Genomic DNA, 20,603 nt, shown 5'->3' with positions numbered 1-20,603 from the left:
TTGTTTCGTTTTTTAGTTGGTTAGATTGAGTAAGTCTTCCAAAAAACCAAACAACCACCATCTAAACAACCAAAAACATGAACATATTAAAATTTTTCACAGCAGGCAGTGTAGATGATGGTAAAAGTACCTTAATCGGCCGTTTGTTATACGATACAGATTCCATTTTAGCCGACCAGTTAGAGGCCCTACAAAGCTCTAACCGTAAAAACGACGATGGAACAATAGATTTGGCCATTTTAACCGATGGTTTAAGGGCAGAGCGTGAGCAGGGAATTACCATTGATGTAGCTTACAAGTATTTCCAAACCGATAAGCGTAAATTCATTATTGCAGATACACCAGGACACATTCAGTACACCAGAAACATGGTTACAGGTGCTTCAACAGCGAATTTAGCCATCATTTTAATCGATGCCAGAAATGGTGTTGTAGAGCAAACCATTCGACATTCGTATCTGGTTTCTTTGTTGGGTATTAAGCATGTTGTTGTTTGTATCAACAAAATGGATATGGTTGATTATAGCGAAGAAGTTTACAATTCAATCATTGAAAAATACAAAGTTCTGGCGCAACAACTAAAACTTGCAGATGTAAATTACATTCCGGTTAGCGCATTAAAAGGCGATAACATCGTTCAAAATTCAGAGCATATGGACTGGTACGGTGGCGAAAGTTTATTACATTTCTTAGAAAAAGTTGATACCGATAATCTGGATAAATCTCAATTGGCCCGTATGCCTGTTCAGTGGGTTATTCGTCCTCAAACTGAAGAATTGCATGATTATCGTGGTTATGCCGGTCGTGTTTTAAGCGGTACTTTCAACCTCAACGATAAAGTTGCCATTTTACCATCAGGAGCCAGCTCAACTATCGAGAAAATTGAATTTTTCGACCAAGCGCCTATTGCTGCACACGCAGGGCAGTCGGTTACCATACATTTGAAAGATGATGTAGACATTAGCCGCGGCGATACCATAGTAAATGCATCGGCTTTGCCACAAGAATCGAAGCTGATTGAGGCCGATTTATGTTGGATGGACGGACGTGCTTTAGATACCTCGATTATGTATTCTATTCAGCATAATAGCAAAGTAACCAAATGTAAAATCAGCGAAATTTTGCACAAAGTTGATATCAATACATTGGAAAAACATGCGGCAGATGAATTCAAATTGAATGATATCGGCAGGGTAATCGTTAAAACAGCAGATGCTTTGGCTTTCGATTTATATGATGACAATAGAGCAAATGGCTCAGCAATTTTGGTTGATACCCGTACAAATTTAACGGTTGGTGCTTTAATGTTCAGGGCGGCTGTAGAATAAAACGGGAGATGAGTGATGGAGAATTTTTAATCCAACAGAACCATAACCAAATATTATATGAGCAACTCTGATTTTTAATTAGAGGAAAGCAATTTCAGCGGGGCATCGGTTACGATAGTCCCGTTTTTCGTTACAATCTTTTTGTTTTGTCATCCTGAGCCTGTCGAAGGAACAACAAAAAGGATTTCCACTTCAACCGGGTTTAATTAACCAAGTTACTTCGTAAAATGTTAATGTTTCTGAAACTCCTTTTTCAATAATAATTCAATTAACGAAACATCTTTACGGGTAAGCATATCTAAAGAATCTCTCAAACTTTGGTTAACTAAGCTTAAATTGGTAAACATTCTTCTAAGCTTTTCATTCTCATCTTTTAAACTTAATAGCTCATTTGCTATTTCACCACATTCTCGGATATAGCCATTAAAAAGTTCGTGTTCTATTCCCGTTTCATTACAAATATCTTCTATTTCACGGCCGTTATAAAACTGTTGTAAACACTTTATAATTTTTGAGAAAGACAGGTTATTATTTTTCATAGTTAAAAAAATGCCCGAATAGGCGCCAGAAATGATCCCTCTGTTAATGGCGCCACCATCAGGCGAAGTTTAATTTATTTTATGGTTTAACAAAGAAATAGGTTTTATTTTAATTGAAATTAAATCAAGCCTACTCATCATTACTCGGTAATTTTAATGTGTTGATTTTCAGTTGGAAAAATAACTTAAGCATTAAATTAAACTTCTAAATATATTTTTAGTTAAGTCCAATCGTTTAATAAGAAGCCATGCCGCCGGGCGTATACAAATCATCCCCTATAGACCGTTTCCGACGACATGGCTAATAAAAAAGCAATACCAAAGAAATTTATAAGTGAAACTTTGTTTGGTTAGAATGTTAACTCATTCTGCTTCGGTTATACCTATGCAAACACGGTGCGGCATATATCTTTTGGATATACTCGATTCTACTCATGTGATGCAAGTTGCTGTAAGTTAGATTATTATATTTTAGCGTTGTGAAAACGTTTTAAACCCTAAGTTTAGATAGTGGTAGTTATGTGTTGTATAATTTTTAGGACGATTCGGCAAGTTGCAACATCCAAATCTGTAAATTTACTTCACCGCTTAGGTTAAGTTTCTTCCTAAGTCGATATTTTTTACTCTCAACGGCCCTAACTGTTTGCTTACAAACTCTTGCAATTTCTTTTGTATCCATATTTAACCGCATAAAAGCACAAAGTTCAAGTTCGGTTGCCAGTAGAGTAGGCGCAAGGGCTTGTAAACTTTCTATAAAACCATTTTCTTTTTCGATAAATACACTTAAAAAAGCAGAATCAGCATTTTTTGCCATAGTACCCAATTCTGTTAAATGTTGCTTGGGTGCATCGTCTTTCTTTTTTAATTCACTTTTATAGTTTTCCATTTGCATCCTCAATACCATATCTTGTTTTCTGAAGTGTGCATTATGCCTTGCCAATAACTTTAACCTCTGCCCAAAAAGCCCTAAGCTTATAAGAATTCCTTCTAGCATCCCCGCCAGGGTAAGAAAATTATAAGAATAACTTTTAAAAGGAATTACATCTTGAAGGCAAAGCATCAGATAAACTGATACAAGTGCAACGGGAATCCAACCTATTACATAGAAATTTATATAAGTTCTTGGCTTTCCAATTCTTTTAACAAAAACAACATTAATGCTGCTGTAAAGCATAAGTGTTGATGTTATAAACGAAAGCGATTGGGTAATTTCATTAGTTAACTGCAACCTCCCGAAAAGTGAAAGTATTAACTGTGCAGACCATAAAATAATAAGCAGTTGAAAAATTTTTAATACGATAGGCATATTTCGCCTAAGTTTTAAGAAACGATTATTAAAAATAATGCTACAGATATAACCGGCAGAGATAAAAAAATGGGCATAAGTTAAAATGAATTGTGCAATGCTTTGCCCCAAGAGTAAGCCATATCCCTGTAAGTAAAACACCATGCCGAAATAATAAAGAAGAACAATTCTGCCCATGTAGAGTGCAAAAAGCCTGCTTTTTGTCATGATGTACATAAATACATGAAAAATAAGAAGCATTAAACCTATGCCTGCGTAAATTAATTGCATGCTGTAAGCTTTTAATAAGGCAGTATTTAATGTGTGCTCCGAAATAACTTTAACAGGAACTAGTAGAGTATTTGTTGCATGCATACGCACATAAACTTCTTTAACTTTTCCTTTTACACCTGATAAAAGAAATGAAAAACCAGTACCAGTTTGTGGAAGTGTTTTTTTTAATCCGAACATGCCAGATTGTATATATTGAATATGATTTATACTATCGCGATAGTATAAATCTATATTATCGATATTAGAGTATTCTATAAAAAGATAAGGCTGGGTTTTCTCGTTGTTAACGAAGCGAACTTTCATCCACCAAATTGCACCATTCGAGCGGCCATTAAAAATTCCTGATTTACCTTGTTTAAATTCGTTAGTTTTTTTTTCAACTTGTTGAAAGTCAGTATTTCCTGTTTTGTCTTCCCAGAAAGATACTTGCTTGCCAAGATTACAAAACGGACTCTGCTCAACACGGATTATCGATTGTGCTTTGGTAAGTAAGCCTGGTAGAAGGCAGGCGATGATAATAAAAATGGCCCTCATAAAAAAGTAACCGTTGTAAACTAAGCGGGGGATGACTCAATTACGTAATGGGAATGTAGAATTTATCTTTTTGAAATCCAAATAATAAAAACAACAATCTGCATATTTTTAAAGCCACCGATTTAGGCTTTATAAAATATAACGGTAGAGGTAACTGTTTTGGAGTGTGAGAGTACTTTACTTTAAAACATCTTCAAACTTTATTTTATGAAGATTTTCTAGCCTAACGATTTTGCTGTTTGTATCATTAAATGCTGTTTTTAATTGAGCGAAATCTTTTTGAAGATAACGTGATGCGAAAAAAATGGAAATAAATTGACGGATTTTTTCGCCCAAAAAAACTTCTGTTAAAATTATGGAAATAATGAAAACGTAATGGCTTGATAACAAAGAGTGAGATACTTTAGCGCTCGAAGATAAGCCTGGTGTTAAAAAATCCAATAATATAGGTATAAGTAAAATGCTCAATATCGAAACGATTTTTGTAGTATATACAATTTTCTTTTCAGCTGTTTTAATTTTTACCTGTGCACTTAAATCTTCGCCATTTGCTAAAGGTTTGGAAATTGTACTACGCTGGTTAATTTTCTCTTGTTGCTTTCCGTACTCAATATCAATTTCCCTAACATGATTTATAAGCTCAGATTCGGCCTGGTTTAGCTTTTCCTGGTCGGAAACTATCGCTTCTTGCTCTGCAATCAGCTTTTCCATAATTAACAAATCATCAGGAATACCTCTGGCCATTTTCTGCTCAGCTGCAATAATTCTATTATCCAGTTGTCTGTATTGTTTTTTCAGTTCTAAAAGTTCTCCATCCCAGTGCGCTTTTTTTAATTCGTAATCTTTTTTAATACGAATTATTTCTGCTTGACTTTCAAATTGTTTCAAGGCAATGTTATTTAGCTCTTGCTTGTTGTAAAGTTCAATCAGTTCGGCAAATAAGAAGCTTATGGAGTTTTTTCTATCAGTAATTAATCGCTCGAAAAGCGTAATATCTTTTTCAGAAAGTGGAGTCAATTGCATATTAGGCATATCGTTGATAAAATTATAAAAATTATGCCAGTACCAGGTATTTAATGTATGTGGAACTTAAAATTACGATTGAATTATTTTAAAAATGTGATGAAAATGTAGAAGCAAAATTTCTATTAAAAAGTGATTAAATAACGTGTGTTTTATTAACTATTTGTTTTTCAGGTATAAAGACTTATTTGTTCTATTTCGAATTATAACTTATAATACTTAGATTTAAGTACCGAATCTTCTTTTATGTCAAGAATACTGATAGTTGATGATGACGTAACTAACGCCGATTTACTAACCTCAATTTTCGAAAACGAGAAATTTGAAGTAGAGAGTATTCACAATTGTGATATGCTTCAGGCAACCATCCAAAGTTTCCAGCCAAATTTGATTTTAATGGATATTCAACTTAATTGCGCTGACGGAAGAATTCTTTGTAATGCGATTAAAAACAACCCTAAAAATGCCAAAATCCCAGTAGTTCTTTTATCGGCATTAAAACCTTCAAAATTTTTAGAGATTCCCTGTGCTGCTGATGATTTTGTAATAAAGCCATTTGATGTTGAAAGCCTTATGCAGATTGTAAAATCACATTTAACTGATGACGTAGATTAAATCTGCTTTAAATATTCCTCTATTGAATTTCTTACCTCGTTAATTACTGCATCCTTACCACAATTTTTTAGCTTGTGCTGCGAAGAATTATATTTTTCTATGTAAGTAGCTTCAGTAGCGTTAAATTTTAAATAACCTTGTTCAAAAAAACGCTCTTCTATTTCGTTTGATGAATCCATAGAACGAAACCATAATTTGATTAATGATTTTGATTCTTTTTCGAAAAATAACCAATGAAAAACCTCATTAAGACTAGCGGTTTCGGGTAAATCAAGTCGTTTTATTTCTGTAATTACCAGTTCCTGGTTTTCAAATAAAAATAGTGTTTTGTATTTAGAAGACATTGCTGCAAAAATAAAAACAAGTCATTAACGACTGGAATTTATTTGTCAACATTTTGAATAGATGATTAACATTTTATTTGGCGTTCCACCAATTCAACGGAAATTGGATTTCATCTACCGAACTTGCTACCATATCTGGCTTAAACGCGTAATGGCCAAGTGTATCTTTGCTAGAAATACCAGAAAGAACTAGTATAGTTTTATAACCCATTTGTACACCACCTTGTATGTCGGTTTCCATTGTATCGCCAATTACAGTGGTTTCACTGGTTTCTAATCCAAGAAATTTTCTTGCAGAACGCATCATTACAGGGCTTGGTTTTCCAGTTACAAATGCTTTTCTACCTGTTGCTTCTTCTATCATAGCAGTTGTTGCTGCAATACCTAAATTATTCCAACCTGGTTTTTTGGGAGATGGATCGCGGTTAGTAGTAATAAACTTCGCACCGGCTAAAATCATATCAACAGCTCTTTGAACCATTTCTAAAGTGAAATTTCTGCCTTCTCCAAGCACAACAAATTCAGGGTCGGTATTTACTAATGTGATACCATGATCGTGTAAGCTGCTTAACAAACCACCCTCACCTAAAACATAAGCCGTTCCATTTGGACTTTGGTCTGCCAGAAATTTAGCAGTTGCCATTGCACTTGTGTATACATGGCTTTCTTCAACTTTAATTCCAAGTCCTTTAAGCTTGCGCACTACTTCTAAGCTGGTTCTTTGGCTGTTATTCGTCATAAAAGCGAAGGGAATATCCTCGTCAATAAGATGTTTAATAAATTTATCAGCACCAAAGATTAGTTCTTCGCCGCTATAAATTACGCCATCCATATCAATCAATAACCCTTGTTTCATGTTTTTAAATTTTAATGTGGTAAAAATAATTGTTAAATGTTAACTGTTGATGAATATTATGTTCTATATCTGTAACAGATTAAGCATTCGATTCAATTAACAATTTCATAGCCTTTAATCGCCAAAGTAAAGGTTGGTTAACTCTCGAATCAGGATCTTTTCGTAAAGGAGCAAAATGACTTTCTAAAAAATGCTCGTAGTTATTAATAATGGTTGCAGGATTAAGCAGGAGTGGAGTTTTTGGTTTTTCTGCAGTTTTAAAGTAGTCTTCGAGTTCTGATATCGTCATATACCCAAAGATAATAAATGAAATTGCTTGTTAAGCTTTTTGGACTGTTTTTGATAGAAAAATTATGGATTGTACTGTCTAAAAACTATTGCAGAAACAAGAACTGCGCTTAAAATCAGAATAAATAAAATCAGCCCCTTTTCTTGAGATTCTTCCTTGTCAGTATCTTTATTTTTTGAAGATTTAATAAAATATACAATTCGTTTTATTAGTCCCATTTGATAGAAAAGTTGAAAGAGATAATTTATATCTCAATTTGACTTGTATCATCAGAAAAAGATTAATTGGGTACGAAAATTTAACATTTAAAATGTTTTATAAACAAAAAAGGCTTCAACAAATGTTAAAGCCTTTGATAAATTTATTTTAGATTTTTTTAAATAACTCTGCCTGGGTATTGTCTTAAAGCCAACTCTAAACAATCCATCGATGCATTTAAATCTTCAGTGTTTAAAACATAAGCCATTCTAACTTCGTTCTTTCCAGAACCTGGTGTAGAATAAAAACCAGTTGCCGGAGCCATCATAACCGTTTGGTTATTGTGACTAAATTCCTCAAGCATCCATTGGCAGAATTTATCTGCATCATCAATAGGGAATTTTGCTACAACATAAAATGCACCACCCGGATTTGGGCAGAAAACACCTTCAATATTATTTAAGCGCTTAACAAGCGTATCTCTACGAAGCGTATATTCCGTATTAACTTTTTCAAAGTAACTATCCGGAGTATCAACAGCAGCAGCACCAGCAATTTGCTCAACCATTCCAGGGCTTAATCTTGCTTGTGCAAACTTCAATCCCGAAGAGATAACTTCTTTATTTTTTGTAATTAAACAACCTAAACGAGCGCCACAAGCACTATAACGTTTAGAAACCGTATCCATAATTACTACATTTTCATCTAATCCATCTAAATGCATTGGCGAAATAAATTCACGACCATCGTAGCAGAATTCGCGGTAGGCTTCATCAGAGAATAAAAACAAATCATATTTTACACAAAGTGATTTTAAAGCTTCTAATTCTTCTCTTGAATAAAGATATCCTGTTGGATTATTTGGGTTGCAGATAATTATTGCTTTTGTTTTCTCGGTAATCAGCTTTTCAAATTCGGCTATTGGAGGTAAAGCAAAACCGTTTTCGATAAATGATAAAATTGGTTTAACAACCACGTTACTCATACAAGCAAAACCATTGTAGTTTGCATAGAATGGTTCTGGAATAATAATTTCATCACCCTCGTTAACGCAGGTTTGCATTGCAATTGTAATGGCTTCAGAGCCACCAACGGTAACCAATATGTTTTCTGGTTTAATATTATAACCAAGTTTATTATAGTATTCGGTAAGTTTTTGGCGATAAGCTAATGAACCTTCAGATGGTGTATATGCCCAAACATCAAAATCGATGTTTTTAATTGCATTTAGCATTCCTTCGGGCGTTTCAATATCTGGCTGACCAATATTTAAGTGAAAAACCTTTTTACCATCTTGCTTTGCTTTATCTGCAAATGGCGTTAACTTTCTGATTGGCGATGCAGGCATCTGCAAGCCTTTTTGTGAAATTTTTGGCATGGCACAAAAATAAAAAAGTCCCGATTAAAATCGGGACTTTTTAAATATTATAGATTAAAAAATTATTTTGTTGCTGATGCAACAGTTTCTCCTTTAATATAAAGCACTTTAATAGGCGTTTTCGCGTTCGAAGTAACCGTTACTGTTTTAGTAAATGGTTGTGGAGCTCCGGCTGCGCTAAATGTAACTGAAATTGTTCCACTTTCACCTTTTTTCAAAGGAACAGTGGTATATTTTGGTACAGTACAACCGCAACTAGCCTCAGCTTTAGTAATAATTAATGGCTCTTCACCAATGTTTGTGTATTTGAAATCGTAAGTTACTGGCTTGTTCACCGTAATTTTACCAAAATCATGGGTTTCAGCTTCGAATTTAAATTCTGCTTTGGCTGCGGTTTGAGCATTTGCTACTAAACCAAATCCCATTACAAAAGCGAATAATACAAAAATCTTTTTCATGTTTATGTGTTGAAAATGTTTGTTAAAATTTATAAAACAAATTTAATATTTAAACAACTAAAACAAAAACTATTCCAAGTATATTTTACTAATCCATATATAATTTTACAATCGAGGATAAAGGCAAACTTTTAATTTTGTATATATTTGCGGCAACCAATATTTGATTACGATGCAGAATGACAAATTGATTACCAACTCTATTGATGCTTCTGAATTAAGTTTTAACGATTTTAAATCTATCGTTATAAACGACTACAAAATTGCCTACGAGAGCCGTCAGGCGAGTGTTTTGGGTAGGAGAGAAGTGTTAACAGGGAAGGCGAAATTTGGCATTTTTGGCGATGGAAAAGAAGTTCCGCAAATTGCAATGGCTAAAGCTTTTAAAAATGGCGATTGGCGTTCTGGTTACTATCGCGATCAAACTTTTGCATTTGCAACAGGCATATCAACAATCAAGGAATTTTTTGCCCAATTGTACGCAAACCCGGCAGAAGGGGCAGATCCTTTTTCTGGTGGCAGGCAAATGAACTGTCATTTTGCAACCAAATCTATAAATGAAGACGGAAGCTGGAATGATTTAACTCAAATTAAAAATTGTTCTTCAGATATTTCTCCAACGGGAGGGCAAATGGCTCGTTTAGTTGGTTTAGCGTACGCTTCTAAGTTATTTAGGAATAATAGAGAATTAGATTATTTAAAGCACTTTTCCGTGAACGGAAATGAGGTTGCTTTTGGTACTATTGGCAATGCTTCAACATCAGAAGGTGTGTTTTTTGAAGCAATAAATGCTGCCGGAGTATTACAAATTCCCATGGCAATTTCGGTTTGGGATGATGCTTATGGAATTTCTGTACCTGCAAAATATCAAACAACAAAAGAAGATATTTCTGAAGTTTTAAAGGGTTTTCAAAGAGACGCAAATGTTGCCGGATATGAAATTTATAAGGTAAAAGGCTGGGATTATCCTGCCCTTTGCGAAGTTTACGAAAAAGCAATTAATGTTTGTAGAGATGAGCATGTTCCGGTATTAATTCACGTTACGGAACTTACACAACCTCAAGGTCATAGTACATCTGGTTCGCATGAACGTTATAAATCGAAAGATAGATTAACCTGGGAAAACGAGCATGATTGCATCTTAAAAATGAGAGAATGGATGCTCGAATCAGCAATAATCTCTGATGAAGATCTTGCTGAACTAGAGAAAACAGCTAAAGCATTTGTTAGAAATGCTCAAAAAGAAGCATGGAATGAGTTCTTAGATAGTATCAAGCCCGAACAAAAGCAAGTAATTGATTTAATTGGCGGTTTGGTAAAACATCAACCAGAATTGGCAAAACTTGCTACTCAACTTGCTTCAATTGCTGATGCTCAGAGACGTGAAGTTTTTACAATTGTCCGTAAAGCAATTCGTGTTTCAGCTAAGGTTAAATCACCAGAACGTGATGAACTTTTAGCCTGGTATAAAATTCAAATGGAATTAAATCGCGAGCGATACAATTCTAAGCTTCATACAGATGGTAATGAATCGCCAGATAAAATTGAAGTTATTGATGCGGTTTACAACGAATTTTCTAAAATGGTTGATGGTAGGGAGGTTTTAAATGCATGTTTTGATGCAAATTTTGCCCGCGACCAAAGACTTGTAGCATTTGGAGAAGATTTAGGGAATATTGGCGATGTTAATCAAGGTTTTGCAGGTTTACAAGCAAAGTTTGGTGAGTTACGCATAACTGATACTGGCATTCGCGAAATGACGATAATGGGGCAAGGTATTGGTTTGGCTTTAAGAGGCCTTAAACCTATTGCCGAAATTCAATATTTAGATTATTTAATTTTTGCACTGAATGTGCTTAGCGATGATTTGGCTTCGCTAGCATATCGTACAAAAGGTATTCAAAAAGCACCTGTAATTGTACGCACAAGAGGGCATAGACTTGAAGGAATCTGGCATTCGGGTTCTCCAATTGCCATGCTTTTAGGATCGTTAAGAGGAATGCATCTTTGCGTTCCAAGAAATATGACTCAAGCCGCAGGAATGTATAATACGCTATTTAGAGCAGACGAACCCGCTGTAGTTATCGAGTGCTTAAATGGGTATCGCTTAAAAGAAAAATTACCTGAAAATGTTGGTGAATTTACGGTTCCATTAGGCAAAGCAGAGGTTTTAGAAGAAGGAACCGATATTACAATTGTTTCTTATGGTTCTACTTTAAGAATTGTACAAGAAGCGGCTGAAGAATTGGCAACTTTAGGAATTTCCGTTGAAATTGTCGATCCTCAAACACTATTGCCTTTTGATAAAACGATGGTTTGTGCAACATCTTTAAAGAAAACTAATAAACTTCTAGTTGTTGATGAGGATGTACCTGGAGGTGCTTCTGCTTATATTCTTCAGCAAATTTTAGAGCAACAAAAAGGTTATTTTCATCTTGATGGACAACCGAGAACGTTATCCGCAAAAGCACATCGTCCTCCATTTGGTTCAGATGGCGATTATTTTAGTAAACCTTCTGTTGATGATATTATAGAAGTGGTTTATGAAATGATGCACGATTCTAACCCCAATAAATTTATAAGCTTATTTTAAATCGAACAACCACAGGTTGTGAAACAGTATTTATACTCTAAAATATTGCGTTTTGAAGGTTTTAGCAAACTTTTGAGTTTATCTATTGATTAAAAAAAATTATCTTTCACCATAATTAAGAAACCAAATCATTCCCCCAATTCATTTTCCTATTTAGGAAACGATTTTCAGTTTTCAGCTACGTTTGTATAGTTTCTTATTAATCAAATATTTTGAGTTAATTAGGAATGGAACAATAATGGATAGGTGCTCTGAGATTAGTGATTTACTTGCTGTAAAATTGTTCGGAAAATTTTATCTGATTCTGATTTTTTTAGTTTTTTCTGGAACACTTCATGCTCAAACAACTAATCCACGTAAGTTGGATAGTTTATTTAAAGTAAATCAAAAATATTCCAAGCCAGATTCGAATAAAATGAAGACCCATTATTTGATAATGAGGGAATACATGCTGCTTAAAAATTCTCCAAAAATTGAAGAATACTATCAAAAAAGTCTACAACTATCTCAAAACTTAAATTTAAGGAGTTTTTCTGCAGTGATTTACAACCGTAGAGCACTGTTTAATCATGGTTTGGCAAATTACTTAGAGGCCGAAAAATATTATTATAAAGCTTTAAATGAGTATCAGCATTTGAAAGATGAATACATGGAAGCCGGTATTTATTTAAATTTAAGTGCTTTGTATAGCTCAATTCCGGATTATGCAAAATCTTTAGAGGTAAACCAAAAAGCAATTGTTTTATATCAAAAAACCAATAATCAGGATGATTTGGCAAGTTGTTATATTAACATTGCTTCTGTTTATCAAGCTTTAGGTCAGCTAAAATCTGCTGCTGATTATGGTAAAAGAGCACTAAAAATATTTACAGCTAATGATGATCGAACTGGAATTGCGTTTTCTTACGAGTGTTTAGGTGAAAGTTATCTTGCTGCCAAAACATCAGATTTGATTGCAATGAATATTGAGCCTGAAAGTAAACTTACAATTGCTTTAGATTATTTTAATAAAGGCTTAAAAATTTCAGAAAACTCAAATGATCAATTAGGTATTTCATCATTTAAAAGAAATATTGGAAGAGTTTACGAACAACAAGGAAAAACTGATTTAGCGCTAACACATTACTTGGAAGCTATAAAAATTGATGAACAAACTGGACAAAAGGGTTTTTATGCCGAAAATTTAAAAATATTAGGTGTTTTCTATAAAAACCAGAAAAAATATCAAAATGCGCTCGAAATTTTAAACTTGGCATTAAATATTTCGGTTGAGAAAAATTTCGTCAATACCCAAAGAGATGTGCTTTTAACCCTAAGCGAATTATATCAGGATTTGAATAAGCCGAAAGAATCTTTAGATTATTACAAGAGATATATTATTGCAAAGGATAAATTATTTAACGAAGAAAAAGAACGTGAAATAACCAGAAGACAATTAATTCTTGACTTTGGTGTAAAAGAAAACGATTATAAGCTTAAACAGCAGGTTTCTGACGCAGTGCTAAAAGAACAGTTTCTTTTGGCAAGGCAACAAGAACAGCAACTTTTATTAAGAAAAAGAGAACTGGAATTTGTTGGACAACAGAAAAACCTGCAAAGCAGTAATTTTGAACGTTCTAAGTTGCAATCTGCTTATGATTCCTATCAAAAAAACAAACAGATTTCTGAGCAAAAACAGCAAATAGAGTATGATGAAAAAATTAAAATATTCCTAACAGTCGCCATCACATTAGTAATATTTACCGCAGGCTTAATTTATTTCAATCAGCGGAAAACTACTCGGTTAAATAAAATAATAAATAAGCAAAAGCGAGAATTGGAGCAGCTGAGTAGGGTAAAAGATCGAATTTTTAGTGTAGTTAGCCATGATATGAGAACGCCTGTAAATTCTTTAATCTCATTTATTCAATTACTAGAAGCCGGGAAAATTGATCAGGATAAGCTAACGAAATATGCATCATCGCTAAAAAATAGCCTTACTTACACATCTTCGATGATGGAAAATCTGCTGAATTGGGCTGCAAGCCAAATGCAAGGATTTAATCCATATTTAGAACCTCTAAACATCTCCATTTTGACTAATAATGTTGTAATCGAATCAAAAAATACAGCTGATTTGAAAGGAATAACTATTGAAAATAATATTCCGTCTAATACAATTTGTAAAGCTGATGAAAATATGCTTTCGCTTGTGCTTAGAAACTTAATTAGTAATGCTGTAAAATTTACTCAGAACGATGGGAAAATAATAATCTCATCACATGTCGTAAATAACGAATTAGTGCTTTCGCTTGCTGATAATGGTATTGGAATGTTACCTGAACAGGTAGCGCATTTCAATAAATCAGCTTTTCAAGGTGCAGGATTTAGTACTCCTGGAACAAATAGAGAAAAGGGCACCGGACTCGGATTGCTGTTATGTAGAACCTTCATGACTTTGATGGAAGGAAAAATTGAGCTATTTTCTACCAAAAATGAAGGAACAAAATTTAACTTAATTTTTAAGAGAGATTGATCACTTTTTAAATCTTGATAGCGTTTTCTTATCGATAACATTCTCAAGTAATTCTTGCTTGGCAGTTGCACTAATAGGTACAATAAAATTATTTTCTAAATGTAATTCGTGTGCAGTAAGCGTAGAAATTCTATTAACATTAATAATATATTGCTTATGAACCCTCATAAACTGATTAGGTAATTGTTTTTCAAGATTTTTAAGTCCAACTAGGATGATGTGCTTTTCTCCAGACGTATAAATTTTCGAAAAATCGCCCATGCTTTCTATATAAATTACATCATTGTATTTAAGTTTTGTAATTCCCTTGGTTTCTCTAAAGAAAAAGTAATCATCTTCTTCTCTAATATCACTTTGAATTTTTTGAGCAGATTTTCTGAGTTCAATATACTCGATGGCTTTATTTGCTGATTTTAGTAAGCGTTCGAATGTTGCAGGTTTTACAACAAAATCTATAGCATCTAAATCAAAACTTTCTGCAGCGTATTGATTGTATGAAGTAATGAATATAAAAACAGGCTTGTTTTTGAGTGTTTTTAGCAACGCTGTGCCAGAAAGTTCCGGCATATCTATATCCGAAAAAATAATATCAATCTGTTTATTGTTAATTACATCAATAGCTTCAATCCCATCTTTACATATCGAAACGATATTTAATGATGGAATTTTATTGATGTGCATAGTAATTGCATCACGCTCGATTTCGTTATCATCTACAATTAAACAGTTGTACATTTATAGGGAATTTAAACATTAAAGGTAATTATTAAATCTATAATTACAGACTTAATGTTAAGGCTACTTTCTATGCTTCTTTTCACCAGTATAAAGCTTTTCTCCCGCTTTAATTTCTAATGATAAATCGTTTTCTTCTGGTGGAACCGGGCAACGATAGCCATCGCTGTAAGCACAGTAGGGGTTGTATGCTTTGTTAAAATCGACCTCGATTTTGCCATCGATGATTTCTTTTGAACTCAAATCAATATATCTTCCACCGCCATAAGTTTCCTTATTATTTGTTTCATCGGTAAAAGGCAGAAAGAGTAAATCTTTATATGCCGGATTACTCGCCAAAGCAACATTTTTATACAACGTCATTACGGTTTCCTGTCCGTTTAAATTAAATTTTATCTTCGCAAAGCGATAAAATTCCTTACTCGTTCCGTCGTAGGTAGGCATTTTAAATACCTTCTCATTTTTCAGTGGTTCAACAATGGCTAAAACTTTATAACTGCTATCTGCATCATAAAAGTGAAGATTTTTTAAATCAGCTTCCTTTAATGGGGAATTGGATTCTTTGACAAAATCTTGTTTGTAGTTATTGCGATGCTTGCTTATTTGCTCATTGTATGTTTGAGCAAAAGTATTAATGCTGATGAAAAGAAATAGAATAGGGAGAAATTTCATAATATTCGTACTTATATTAAACTGTCAGTCTGAGCTTGTCGAAGACCGTTCTGTAAAGTCCTTCGACAAGCTCAGGATGACAATTTGCTTTAAACAATACTCGCTTTATTCCTTAAAAACTGGTCGGCTAAAACCAAAGCAGCCATTGCTTCAACAATGACAACCGCTCTTGGTACCACACAAGGGTCATGACGGCCTTTGCCTTTAATTTCAGAAGCTTCGCCAGCAGCATTAATGGTTTGTTGGTTATGCATAATCGTTGCAACGGGTTTAAATGCCACTTTAAAAGTAATATCCATTCCGTTTGAAATACCACCCAAAATACCACCAGCAAAATTTGTTGTCGTTTTGAAAACTTTTGAATCAGCCGCTTTTGGTTGAGGAATATCGTTATGTTGAGAACCTCTTAACTCGCTTCCGGCAAAGCCAGAACCGTATTCAAAACCATGAACGGCATTAATACTTAACATTGCTTTGCCTAAATCAGCATGTAATTTATCAAAAACAGGTTCGCCCAAACCAGCTGGACAACCTTTAATTACACAACCAATTTTACCACCAACGGTATCGCCATCTTTTCTAACTGAATCAATAAATTCAATCATTTCATGTGCAGTTGCTGGGTCGGCACAACGTACAATATTTTCTTCCCTAATATCAAGCAAAGCTGATAAATCGTTACTTTCTAAATTCGGCGCTTCGATGGTTCCAACGGAAGTGACATGCGCAAAAATCTCGATACCCTGCTGTTTTAAAAACAATTTGGCAATTGCACCTGCTGCTACACGAGCAGCCGTTTCACGGGCAGATGAACGTCCGCCACCACGATGGTCGCGGATGCCATACTTTGCATCGTAAACATAATCAGCATGGCTTGGGCGATAAACATCAACATTATGACCGTAATCTTTCGAACGTTGGTCTTCGTTAGGAATTAACAAAGCAATTGGCGTTCCTGTACTTTTACCCTCGAAAACACCCGATAAAATTTGAACCGTATCGCTTTCTTTTCTTTGTGTAGTAATTTTAGATTGACCTGGTTTACGTTTATCCAATTCTGATTGAATAAAATCCATGTCGATATCCAATTGCGCCGGACAGCCATCAATAATTACCCCAATGGCTACGCCATGAGATTCACCAAAGGTGGTGATGCGAAATAATTGTCCGAATGAGTTGCCTGCCATTTAAGTTAAAAGTTTTAGGTTATAAGTTATATGTTTCGTAGTCTTTAATCTTTGTTCTTTTATCCTTGTTCTTCTACTGAAAACCCCGCTTTTTTCAAATCCTCCCAAAAATAAGGATAAGATTTTTCAACAACTTGCATTTCTTCAATTTCAACTTCGTTGATTAATAAGGCAAGTGGTGCAAAAGCCATGGCCATACGGTGGTCCTCATATGTGGCAATGGTAATTTTATCAGGGAAATGAAGTTCGTCGGTATTTAAAGTGTAAACCAGATTATCTTCGGTTAAAGTCACACCAATTTTTGCCAACTCATTTTGTAAGGCAGCAATTCTGTCGGTTTCTTTAATTTTTAAGGTTTCCAATCCGGTAAAAGACATGTTTTTACCCAAAGCAGCGGCAATAACTATAATCGTTTGCGCCAAATCAGGACAGGTTTTTAAATCCAGAACCTGGCTAGTTTCTAATGATAAACCTAAGTTGCTGACTGAAATTCCTTTTTCAGTTTTTTCAGTTGCAATGCCAAAAATCTTCATGATTTTTTGAATCTGGCTATCGCCTTGCAAGCTTTTTTCTTTTAATGCAGGTAAGCTGATTTCTGCTTCATCAGCCAAGGCTGCAATACTATACCAATAAGATGCAGCGCTCCAATCAGGCTCTACAACCAATGTACCAGGCTTGAAAGTTTGAGGTTTAATCGAAATTGAATTTCCATTCCATGAATGTTCAATGCCAACTTCAGCTAACATATCCAAAGTCATATCAACATATGGTTTAGATGTTAATTCGCCTTCAATTTCCAAAGTTAACCCTTGAGGTAAAATTGGTGCAATCATCAGCAAAGCCGAAATATATTGACTGCTGATATCGCCTTTTATTTTAACTTCAGCAGTTTTTTGATTTAATGGACCAGCAATATTTAGCGGAGGAAAACCTTCAGTTTCTGCATAAGAAATATCGGCACCAAGTGTTTTTAAAGCTTCTGCTAAAATTCCAATTGGGCGTTGTTTCATCCGCTCCGTTCCGGTTAGTAAGAAGTTACCGTTTTTAGCCGATAGATATGCAGAAAGAAAACGCATTGCCGTTCCTGCCGGACCAACATCTACAGTTTTTGATTCCTGAATTTCTACTTCCAGTTCATCTTCCAAAGTATTAAGAATGCCATTTAATGTTACCGTGTCGGCTGCATTAGATAGGTTCTCAACTTTAACCAATTTTTTGCTCAGTGCGCTGATAATTAACGCTCTGTTGCATTCGCTTTTTGAACCTGTTAATTGGATTTCCGTGTTAATATTCTTGGTTCCTTTAAAAGAAACTAAGGCGTTTTTTGACATTGTATTTGTAGTTTAGCCCCACCCAACCCTCCCCAGTAGGGAGGGCTTTGAAGTGAGCTTATGTTTTTAATTTTTCAGCCAAAGAACTTAGTGCCGTAGGTTTTCGACTTTGGTCTTTAAGCTTTAGTCTTTCTGCTTTAAACTTTCAGCCTTATTTCGAAACTTCAGTATGTTGTTCAGCAGCGATTCCTTGTGCAGCTTTACCAGCATTCATAATTTCAGTTTGTTTGCGGATAGATTCGCCGTGTACCAATTCTAAGAATTTCTCGGTAAAGTTTAAATCTAATTTTAAAGCTTTTGCAAAAGCATGACCTTTTTTAATAATCGAATCCCAACGGTTAACTTGTAAAATGGTAACCTGATTATCGCGTTTGAACTCACCGATTTTCTCAACAATTGCCATACGTTCAGCCAATTTCTGTAATAAAATATCATCAATTTTATCGATGTTTTTACGTAAATCAGCTAATTTATCAGCGAAAGCTTCGTTTGGTGCTTCGGGCTCACGTACTGTTAAACGGTCAACCAATTCAGCTAATGCAGCAGGGGTAACTTGTTGTTTAGCATCTGTCCATGCAACTGATGGGTCTACGTGAGATTCAATCATTAAACCTTGCATATCTAAATCCAAAGCTTTTTGAGAGATGTAAGGAATTAACTCACGGTTACCACAAATGTGACTTGGGTCGTTAATGATTGGCAATTCAGGGCATAAAGTTTTCAATTGAATCGCCATTTCCCACATTGGTTCGTTACGGAAAGAGCTTTTCTCGAATGATGAGAAACCACGGTGAATCGCACCGATTTTAGTAATACCAGCACCATTGATACGCTCAATTGCACCAATCCATAGTTGTAAATCAGGGTTAACTGGATTTTTAATTAATACCGGAACGTCGTGACCTTTTAAAGCGTCAGCAATTTCCTGAACCGTGAATGGGTTTACTGTAGAACGAGCACCAATCCAAAGGATATCAACACCTGCAGCTAAAGCTTCTTCAACATGTTTTGCATTTGCAACTTCAACAGCTGTTGGTAAACCAGTTTCAGCTTTAGCACGTTTTAACCATTCTAAACCGATACTTCCGATACCTTCGAATTCTCCCGGACGAGTACGTGGTTTCCAGATACCAGCTCTTAAAACTGATACTTTACCAGTTGCAGCTAATAAATGTGCAGTAGTTAATAATTGCTCTTCAGTTTCTGCACTGCAAGGGCCTGAAATAATTAGTGGTTCGTTGTTAACGTTTAACCAAGTGTTTAGGGGTTGAATGTTTAAATTAAGTTTCATGATTTATGGCTTGTTTTTTAGTCCGAAGTCCGTAGTCGGGTGTCCGGAGTTATATTTTGATTTTAATTATTATATTTCTTAATATTTATCTTCGGACTCCTAACTCAGGACTTCCGACTTATTTATACTTTATCGTTCTTTAAATATTCTCCGAGGATGTTAAAATTCGAAGTGTATTTTAATGCTTTTCTAACGGCATTATCATATTTTTCTGTACTTGGCCATTCTAAGTCGACATAAAAGTAATATTCGTTTCTTTTACCAAGCACAGGCATAGATTGTATTTTTGTTAAGCTTACCTCTTGTTCCGCGAAGATGTTGAGTACAGTAGCTAAAGAGCCAGCTTTATGACCAACCTGAAAACAGATTGACGCTTTGTTTATTTTCTTTCCCTCGTCTGTTTTGTCTTTTTTAAGGATAAGGAAACGGGTGTAATTTTTTTTGTTTGATTCAACCCGACGCTCTAAAATGTTTAAGCCGTAAAGTTCTGCGGCTAAGTTGTTTGCAATGGCCATTGTATCTGTCAGTTTTTCTTCCTGGATGCGTTTTGCACAAGCAGCAGTATCATTACTTTCTACAATTTTAATGTGCGGATAATCGTAAAAGAAATCGATGCACTGACGAATAGCGATGGGGTGGGAGGTTACAATTTTAATATCCTCAAACTTTACACCAGGCAATGCCATTAAGTGTAATTGAATAGGCAAATAAACCTCGCCAACTACCGAAAAGCCGTAATCGCGGATTAAGGTATAGTTCGGTAACAAGCTACCTGCAATAGAGTTTTCGATGGCCATTACTACGAAATCTGCATCATTTTTCTCCAGTTTGTCGCAGGTTTCTTTAAAGGAGTTGCATTCTACCGTTTCGATGTTTTTACCAAAGAACTTGTAGGCTGCTTCTTCATGAAAAGATGCTTTAATACCTTGAATTGCTACTCTTTTTGTCGTTTCCATTTTTGCGTAAAACAAAAAAGTCCCGGCTGTTTGCCGGGACTTTTTATACATTTTAATATTGTTATATATCTTTTTGCATATTAGCCCCGGCTCTTACTAAAAAAGTAAAAGTAACCAAAGTAATATGTGTTGAATAATTTCATTTTCGTTTTTGAATGAGCCAAATGTAATAACAAAATTTA

At 34.7% G+C, this 20,603-nt stretch carries 18 protein-coding genes; 4 read left to right on the top strand and 14 right to left on the bottom strand.

All coding sequences use genetic code 11. The annotated features are described in order from the left end of the window. The first annotated feature begins 77 nt into the window (after window positions 1-77). The gene (locus ACO05K_RS09215) at window positions 78-1,328 is read left to right on the top strand and encodes a sulfate adenylyltransferase subunit 1 (RefSeq protein ID WP_421944151.1); all 1,251 of its coding nucleotides are present in this window, start codon (window positions 78-80) and stop codon (window positions 1,326-1,328) included. Window positions 1,329-1,558: 230 nt separating this feature from the next. Here the strand turns inward: ACO05K_RS09215 and ACO05K_RS09210 are convergent, their stop codons facing one another. The 3 genes from ACO05K_RS09210 to ACO05K_RS09200 all read right to left on the bottom strand — a co-directional run bounded on the left by ACO05K_RS09210 (window position 1,559) and on the right by ACO05K_RS09200 (window position 5,003). After that, a complete protein-coding gene (locus ACO05K_RS09210) occupies window positions 1,559-1,867 on the bottom strand; it encodes a hypothetical protein (protein ID WP_421944150.1) in 309 nt (102 codons plus the stop codon). Window positions 1,868-2,402: 535 nt separating this feature from the next. Next, window positions 2,403-3,980, bottom strand: coding sequence for a 7TM-DISM domain-containing protein (locus ACO05K_RS09205; RefSeq protein WP_421944149.1), 1,578 nt, complete (start codon window positions 3,978-3,980; stop codon window positions 2,403-2,405). 177 nt (window positions 3,981-4,157) lie between these two features. After that, window positions 4,158-5,003: a hypothetical protein gene (locus ACO05K_RS09200; protein ID WP_421944148.1), complete on the bottom strand. Its 846-nt coding sequence runs from the start codon at window positions 5,001-5,003 to the stop codon at window positions 4,158-4,160. Between the two features lie 246 nt (window positions 5,004-5,249). Here ACO05K_RS09200 and ACO05K_RS09195 point away from each other — a divergent pair, with 246 nt between their 5' ends. After that, the gene (locus ACO05K_RS09195; protein ID WP_421944147.1) at window positions 5,250-5,618 is read left to right on the top strand and encodes a response regulator; all 369 of its coding nucleotides are present in this window, start codon (window positions 5,250-5,252) and stop codon (window positions 5,616-5,618) included. Here ACO05K_RS09195 and ACO05K_RS09190 read toward each other — a convergent pair. The 5 genes from ACO05K_RS09190 to ACO05K_RS09170 all read right to left on the bottom strand — a co-directional run bounded on the left by ACO05K_RS09190 (window position 5,615) and on the right by ACO05K_RS09170 (window position 9,141). After that, complete coding sequence (locus tag ACO05K_RS09190) at window positions 5,615-5,962, bottom strand: hypothetical protein (protein WP_421944146.1); 348 nt, start codon at window positions 5,960-5,962, stop codon at window positions 5,615-5,617. The genes ACO05K_RS09195 and ACO05K_RS09190 overlap by 4 nt on opposite strands. Window positions 5,963-6,035: 73 nt before the next feature. Continuing rightward, window positions 6,036-6,818, bottom strand: coding sequence for an HAD-IIA family hydrolase (locus ACO05K_RS09185; protein WP_421944145.1), 783 nt, complete (start codon window positions 6,816-6,818; stop codon window positions 6,036-6,038). 79 nt (window positions 6,819-6,897) lie between these two features. Next, window positions 6,898-7,107, bottom strand: coding sequence for a DUF6965 family protein (locus ACO05K_RS09180; protein WP_421944144.1), 210 nt, complete (start codon window positions 7,105-7,107; stop codon window positions 6,898-6,900). 376 nt (window positions 7,108-7,483) lie between these two features. Beyond that, complete coding sequence (locus ACO05K_RS09175) at window positions 7,484-8,683, bottom strand: pyridoxal phosphate-dependent aminotransferase (protein WP_421944143.1); 1,200 nt, start codon at window positions 8,681-8,683, stop codon at window positions 7,484-7,486. A gap of 62 nt (window positions 8,684-8,745) precedes the next feature. Further along, window positions 8,746-9,141: a DUF1573 domain-containing protein gene (locus ACO05K_RS09170; protein ID WP_421944142.1), complete on the bottom strand. Its 396-nt coding sequence runs from the start codon at window positions 9,139-9,141 to the stop codon at window positions 8,746-8,748. A gap of 172 nt (window positions 9,142-9,313) precedes the next feature. Between ACO05K_RS09170 and ACO05K_RS09165 the strand changes: the two genes are divergently transcribed. Together ACO05K_RS09165 and ACO05K_RS09160 are read left to right on the top strand one after the other, a co-directional pair. Beyond that, window positions 9,314-11,734 (top strand): alpha-ketoacid dehydrogenase subunit alpha/beta, encoded by a 2,421-nt coding sequence (locus ACO05K_RS09165; RefSeq protein WP_421944141.1) that lies wholly within the window; start codon window positions 9,314-9,316, stop codon window positions 11,732-11,734. 238 nt (window positions 11,735-11,972) lie between these two features. After that, window positions 11,973-14,249 (top strand): tetratricopeptide repeat-containing sensor histidine kinase, encoded by a 2,277-nt coding sequence (locus ACO05K_RS09160; protein ID WP_421944140.1) that lies wholly within the window; start codon window positions 11,973-11,975, stop codon window positions 14,247-14,249. On the opposite strand, the gene ACO05K_RS09155 is transcribed toward ACO05K_RS09160, so the two are convergent. The 6 genes from ACO05K_RS09155 to ACO05K_RS09130 form a co-directional block, all read right to left on the bottom strand. Next, entirely contained in the window at window positions 14,250-14,984 is a 735-nt protein-coding gene (locus ACO05K_RS09155; RefSeq protein WP_421944139.1) for a LytR/AlgR family response regulator transcription factor, read from the bottom strand. 63 nt (window positions 14,985-15,047) lie between these two features. Then, window positions 15,048-15,656, bottom strand: coding sequence for a DUF1684 domain-containing protein (locus ACO05K_RS09150; RefSeq protein WP_421944138.1), 609 nt, complete (start codon window positions 15,654-15,656; stop codon window positions 15,048-15,050). A gap of 89 nt (window positions 15,657-15,745) precedes the next feature. After that, window positions 15,746-16,843 carry a chorismate synthase gene (aroC, locus tag ACO05K_RS09145; protein ID WP_421944137.1) on the bottom strand — a complete coding sequence of 366 codons (1,098 nt, stop codon included), beginning with the start codon at window positions 16,841-16,843 and terminating at the stop codon, window positions 15,746-15,748. A 59-nt stretch (window positions 16,844-16,902) separates the two neighbouring features. Further along, window positions 16,903-18,174, bottom strand: a complete 1,272-nt coding sequence (aroA, locus tag ACO05K_RS09140) for a 3-phosphoshikimate 1-carboxyvinyltransferase (RefSeq protein ID WP_421944136.1) — start codon at window positions 18,172-18,174, stop codon at window positions 16,903-16,905. Window positions 18,175-18,325: 151 nt separating this feature from the next. Next, window positions 18,326-19,465 carry a chorismate mutase gene (locus tag ACO05K_RS09135; protein WP_421944135.1) on the bottom strand — a complete coding sequence of 380 codons (1,140 nt, stop codon included), beginning with the start codon at window positions 19,463-19,465 and terminating at the stop codon, window positions 18,326-18,328. A 122-nt stretch (window positions 19,466-19,587) separates the two neighbouring features. Further along, window positions 19,588-20,421, bottom strand: a complete 834-nt coding sequence (locus ACO05K_RS09130; RefSeq protein WP_421944134.1) for a prephenate dehydratase — start codon at window positions 20,419-20,421, stop codon at window positions 19,588-19,590. Between the last annotated feature and the right edge of the window lie 182 nt (window positions 20,422-20,603).

The organism is Pedobacter sp. (genome assembly GCF_965227205.1).
In the GTDB taxonomy this organism is placed as follows: domain Bacteria; phylum Bacteroidota; class Bacteroidia; order Sphingobacteriales; family Sphingobacteriaceae; genus Pedobacter.
The sequence above is the reverse complement of the archived record's forward strand: the minus strand, read 5'-3'. Positions and strand labels throughout refer to the sequence as shown.